The organism is Synechococcus sp. MU1655 (assembly GCF_023630655.1).
Taxonomy (GTDB): domain Bacteria; phylum Cyanobacteriota; class Cyanobacteriia; order PCC-6307; family Cyanobiaceae; genus Synechococcus_C.
In genome coordinates this window covers 1-5692 of record NZ_JAKUHK010000128.1, presented here as the reverse complement: position 1 = coordinate 5692, position 5692 = coordinate 1, and the positions used below count along the sequence as shown (strand labels likewise).

Genomic DNA, 5692 nt, shown 5'->3' with positions numbered 1-5692 from the left:
ATCTTCGATCGACGCTATCCTCTTAAAGACGGAAGTCGCATCGAACAATCAGATGGCACAGCCTGGATGGGGCTACTGAGCCTTAACTTGCTACAAACAACAGTGATTCTTGCAGAAGAAGATCGAGAAGAATACATCGAACTGTGCTCACGTTTTGTACGCGATTTTACTCGTCTAACATATTCTCTAAATAGTTCTACTGGCCGAGGATTTGTTAACTGGGACGATAAAGATGGCTTTTATTATGACGTTCTCAAGCGCCCTGATGGCTCTACTGATTATCTGCGCACTCGATCGATTAGTGGTCTCATCCCACTTTTAGCTGTCAATAGCTTTGCCGCCAGCAGCGTAAAAGCTATTCCCTCTCTAGACGTTGGCCTACATCTCGCCCAGCTCGAAGAAGAACGGGGAGCACCTTTCGATGCAATCAGCCACCTTGGATCCTGGAATCACGATCGCATTTTGTTCTCCATCGTTCCACCTGAAAGACTTAGGCGCATTCTTAAACGCGTTTTCGATGAAGAAGAATTCCTTTCCCCTTATGGAATCAGAAGCCTATCCAAAGCCTATGAAAACAACCCATATTCATATCAACAGGGTGATGACTATGCTTCAATTAGCTACAGCCCTGCAGACAGCCCCATAGCAATGTTCGGAGGAAATTCAAATTGGCGTGGACCAGTGTGGATGCCAATTAATTTCCTTTTAATCGAGGCTCTTCAGAAGTTTGGTCATTTCTTCGGCGATGATTTCAAAATGGAGTTCCCAACAGGTTCTGGACAAGAAATGAATCTCTGGGAAATTTCTCTTGAACTAGAGAAGCGTCTTATTGGAATATTCAGACGGGATGAAAACCAACGCAGAGCCTTCAATGGTGATGTTGAACTCTTCCAAAATGACCCCCTATGGCGTGACTTATTCCTATTCAATGAATACTTTCATGGCTGCAATGGATCAGGGATTGGAGCGAGTCACCAAACAGGCTGGACCGCAATCGTTGCAAAAATGATGACGCAACTTCAGCGTTGGCAACCCAACAAGGAAAGCTGACGCAACGCGCCAATCTGACTACCTTGAAAATGATTTACCCAGATCAAGATCATGGTTTGCTCCACCCGATCGACTGCGCGCTGTACGTCGATCGAACCTCAAGGAGAAGACTTTGATGTTGTGATCATCGGAAGTGGCGCTGGGGGTGGAACTCTGGCCAGGGCACTTGCCGATTCCGGCCATTCGATTCTGATCCTCGAGCGAGGTGGATGGCTGCCAAGAGAACCTCAAAATTGGGATCCGGTTGAAGTGTTCCAAAATGATCGTTATGTCTCCAAGGATCTTTGGGAAGACAAAGATGGGACATCCTTCCAACCAGGAAGCCATTACTTCGTAGGTGGTGCTTCAAAAATGTATGGGGCTGCTCACTTCAGGCTGCGTGAGCGTGACTTTGAATCGGTGATGCATGTTGATGGAGAGTCACCGGAATGGCCGATCAAATATGACGTTTTTGAACCCTATTACCGCAAAGCAGAAGAGTGGTATCACGTGCATGGTTTAAGGGGCGAAGACCCGTTTGAACCCCCTGCATCGTCTCCTTATCCCTACGAACCAATTAGCCATGAACCCCGAATGCAAAAGCTGGTCGATGACCTTCGATCTGCAGGACTAAGACCTTTTCATCAGCCCACAGGTGTTGCTCTCAACGAAACATCGCCAGCATTTAGTGACTGCGTGCGCTGTAACCGCTGCGATGGTTTTCCCTGTTTGGTGCATGCCAAAGGCGATGCTGAAGTGATGGGAGTGAGGCCAGCGCTCAATCATGACAACGTTTTCCTCCTAACCAATGCCGAGGTTGTTCGGCTCAACACCAACTCCTCGGGCCGTGAGGTCAGTGAAGTAGTTGTGAATCACGAAGGCAAAGAACGGCATTTCAAGGGAAGTATTGTTGTGATCTCTGCAGGGGCCGCGAATTCGGCTCGTCTGCTTTTAATGTCAGCTAATGAGGCGCACCCCCACGGATTAGCCAACAGCTCGGATCAGGTAGGAAGAAACTATATGTACCACAACTGCAAAGCAGTTGTGGCCTTAGCGCATGAGCCAAATCACACAGTGTTTCAGAAAACGGTAGCCATCAATGATTGGTACTTCGGAGACAACGATTTTGATTTTCCAATGGGTCATGTGCAAATGACGGGCAAAACCAATGGGGCCATGATGAAAGGATATAAACCACGACTGACCGCCTTAGCTCCGACTTGGAGCATGGACAAACTCGCAGAGCATTCCCTGGATTTTTGGATGCAAACTGAGGATCTACCTCGGTCATCCAATCGTGTCACAGTTAATCATGAAGGTAAAATTCATCTGAACTACACCCCAACCAATAATCAAGCATCGCAGGAGTTAATCTCAAGGTTAGAAGGATTACTAGACAAGCTGTACCTAAAAAATCACTTAGCAGAAAGGCAGGTGTACTTTGCATCAGCCATGGAGCTTGCAGCAGTAGGCCATCAATGCGGCACCTGTCGATTTGGTCAAGACCCAAAAACCTCTGTCCTAAATCTGAATTGCCGCACTCATGATGTCGACAACCTTTACGTTGTTGATACCAGCTTCTTCCCAAGCAGCGCAGCGGTGAATCCATCTCTCACCGCTATCGCTAATGCCATTCGCATCAGCGATCACCTGCGTGAGCGACTCAACGGTTAAGCCAGAAACTGTTGCAAACGTGGAGCAACCCAAAGCAGATCAACACTGATTGGCCCTCCACCTGATGTCATCAAAACTGAACACATCACCACATACATCGCGGCTTTTTCCCAACTAGGAGGCTCTCCAACTCCCATAGGGCCTGCGTAATCTCCCTGAGGGATTTGAAAGGGATCAGGGGCAATAAAGGGAAAGCCATTGCGAAGCTCCAAGACAACGGCATAAATCATCGACACAGCAATGGCCATCGCCGCTAATGGCGTGAGGAACCCAACCACTAAAGCGATACCTCCAGCCCACATTGAAAAGGCCGAAAGAAAGCAGAGCCAAGCGGGAGTTTTCATCGCATCAGCCCAAAGGCCAAGGTTGCTTAATTTCGTCCAGCCATGACGAATGAAAACTAAACCGGTGAAAAGGCGAAGCAAGATCAAACCACTGGATGCAAACCCCAAAGAGGAATCAGGAACCAGAAGAGAAACAACGTCCATGAGTTTCACCACGATGCACAAACATTACAAACAGTTGTCGTTGTAGTCATCAAGGATGAAGCCAAAGGCGATGACCATCAGGATCCACCAACAATTGACCTGTCACCAAGGTGGTGTCCCTTATCAGGATCTGAGCATAAAGAGCATCTTGAGGCTGCAAATCAACGGAGGACGGTCCTATCGGTTCAGGCTGCACGTAACGAAGAAACTCAACTCCACAACCAGATCTTCCTCCAACTCCATGAATCACAACCTCAGCAGCGTCCAAATCATCAAGCCGTTGCTGCTCCACACCCTGGTTGTAAGAGGCGTATCGCAACTCCAATCCCAACTCGCGAACATAAAAGCGCAGGCTCCGATCCGAATCAGAAACAGCGATTGCACTGTGATCAAGCCCCTGAAATAAAGACTCGCCGAATTGATGCCAACGGGGGTCGCCCATCCCCTCTGGGAAAAACAAGAGTTCCATCGCATGGCCACAAGCATTTCTGAATTTCCACGCTCCAACCCCATTGGGCAGATATTGAGGCGCAGCAGAAATGGGGGTCACAACAGGCGCCAATCTCTCAGCAGCCCTCAGCAAATCACGCACCACAATCGCGACATGTTGAAACCACAGCGTGTTCGACGGCCCTGGATCCACCTTGTGGCGTAGTGGTGCATCCGGGAAGTGAATGATTTCAATGCGTTCATGGCCCAACAAAAAAGGAGCGATCTCTGCCCGACCGGCGCTCAGTCCAAAACGCTGCACAGCGGCCTCTTTCTCGAGACATTGCCGAGGTTGCGCAACAGCTCCGAGAGCATCGAAAAGGGGTGCTAGTGCTTCAGGTTGAGGGGCTGAAAACGCCACACCCTCAATCCGTCCAGATTGTGAAACCATCTATTGTCCTGGAAACCTTTGTCTGTTGATAGCAACAAGGCTTACCGATTAACTGCCAGGACTGACAAAAGCGGCTAATTGAAGAGTAGATCTAAAAAGAGCCATGACTCAGGTTCCCCACGCTTTAGCTTCCCTCTGCCTGCAGGACAAAGTCATTGTTGTCACAGGCGGAAATTCCGGTATTGGCAAAGCAATTGTTGAAGTGGTGGGAAGCCTGGGCGCCAAAGTCGTGATCGACTACCGCTCTCATCCTGAGCGGACTGAGGAATTAATTGATGAAGTGGGCGAACTCGGTGGTCGATCGATTGGTGTTCAGGCTGATGTCAGCAAGCTCGAAGATCTACAACAGTTAATCGATACCGCTGTACAAACATTCGGAAAAATTGATGTGATGGTAAACAATGCTGGTATCGAAACGCGTACATCGATTCTGGATACCTCTCCAGAAGACTTTGACAACGTTATGAATGTCAATTTACGCGGTGTATTCTTCGCTACTCAATACGCTGCAAAACAGATGATTAGCCAAGGAAGTGGTGGCCGAATCATCAATATCTCTTCAGTCCATGAAGATTGGCCTATGCCAAATAACACCCCATACTGCGTCGCCAAAGGGGGCGTTCGCATGCTCACACGCACGGCTGGAGTGGAACTCGCAGACAAAGGCGTCTCCATCGTGAATGTAGGCCCCGGAGCAGTTGCAACCCCCATTAATGACTCCACCATGAACGATCCAGAATTACTAGCCAAATTGAATGCAGCCATCCCGATTGGGCGTATGGCACAGCCAGCGGAAATCGCTTCAGTGGTTGCCTTTTTGGCCGGGAATGGAGCCAGCTACATGACAGCCACTAGCGTGTTCGCAGATGGCGGGATCATGATGAGCAGCCCTGGGCTCTGATCGCGAAGGCTTCGCAGTTCATCATTCGCATCGGATCAGGTCCACTGAATCACCATCTTCCAAAGATGTCCCTCAAGTTCCTTGCCGGCAGCAAGGGCCTCGAGGGCATCCGGCGAAAACGTCAAGCTCGCTGATGGCTGATGCACCAGGATGTCCAAAGAGCTGAACTAAAATCCATTGTCGTCGCCATGGCTGCAATGTCGTCGAGACAAGCTGCTGAATGGAGTTGAAAGTTAACCTTGATTCATTAGGACAGAGCAGGGTGCTGCAGCCCCCTTGTGTTGACATAAATGGAATACATAGTGTCCCAGCTGCACAAAAACAGCCGATTGCCATTCACACCACCGAAGCAGAGGTTGCCGACCAGACGTGGTGTAGCAATCCGGCCCAGCAAAGTTCCATCGGGAGCAATGCAATGGACCCCGTTACCAGCACTGCTCCAGACATTGCCGATCGCATCCACACGAATTCCATCGGCGTTGCCATTGTTGACTCGGTGGAAATCTCGGCGGCCCGAGAGCTTCGAACCGCCTTCCTCAACGTCGAATAGGTGGATCAGGGGATCAGGGGTCGAATCATCCGGGGCACAGGTATCGACGACATACAGCATCGACTCATCAGGTGAAAAGGCAAGCCCATTTGGCCCTCTCACCTCGTCTGGAGACGTCATGGCCTGGAGTGAGCGATCCGCCGGATCAAAGCGATAAATCACCGCTGGCT

The 5692-nt window shown here is 49.7% G+C and carries 6 protein-coding genes; 3 read left to right on the top strand and 3 right to left on the bottom strand.

What is annotated here, in order from left to right:
* Positions 1 to 1050, top strand: a 1050-nt coding sequence (locus NCN04_RS07085; RefSeq protein WP_502988766.1) for an MGH1-like glycoside hydrolase domain-containing protein, incomplete at its 5' end; no start/stop codon positions are given.
* Positions 1051 to 1101: 51 nt separating this feature from the next.
* Positions 1102 to 2703, top strand: a complete 1602-nt coding sequence (locus NCN04_RS07080) for a GMC family oxidoreductase (RefSeq protein ID WP_048346852.1) — start codon at positions 1102 to 1104, stop codon at positions 2701 to 2703.
* Here the strand turns inward: NCN04_RS07080 and NCN04_RS07075 are convergent.
* Together NCN04_RS07075 and NCN04_RS07070 are read right to left on the bottom strand one after the other, a co-directional pair.
* Positions 2700 to 3191, bottom strand: a complete 492-nt coding sequence (locus NCN04_RS07075) for a DoxX family protein (RefSeq protein ID WP_048348243.1) — start codon at positions 3189 to 3191, stop codon at positions 2700 to 2702. The two genes, NCN04_RS07080 and NCN04_RS07075, sit on opposite strands and share 4 nt — an antisense overlap.
* A 49-nt stretch (positions 3192 to 3240) precedes the next feature.
* Positions 3241 to 4071 (bottom strand): VOC family protein, encoded by an 831-nt coding sequence (locus tag NCN04_RS07070; protein ID WP_250395625.1) that lies wholly within the window; start codon positions 4069 to 4071, stop codon positions 3241 to 3243.
* 103 nt (positions 4072 to 4174) lie between these two features.
* Between NCN04_RS07070 and NCN04_RS07065 the strand changes: the two genes are divergently transcribed.
* Positions 4175 to 4972 carry an SDR family NAD(P)-dependent oxidoreductase gene (locus NCN04_RS07065; protein WP_250395624.1) on the top strand — a complete coding sequence of 266 codons (798 nt, stop codon included), beginning with the start codon at positions 4175 to 4177 and terminating at the stop codon, positions 4970 to 4972.
* Between the two features lie 247 nt (positions 4973 to 5219).
* Here NCN04_RS07065 and NCN04_RS07060 read toward each other — a convergent pair.
* Positions 5220 to 5692: SMP-30/gluconolactonase/LRE family protein (locus NCN04_RS07060; protein ID WP_250395623.1), on the bottom strand; the 473-nt coding region annotated here is incomplete at its 5' end.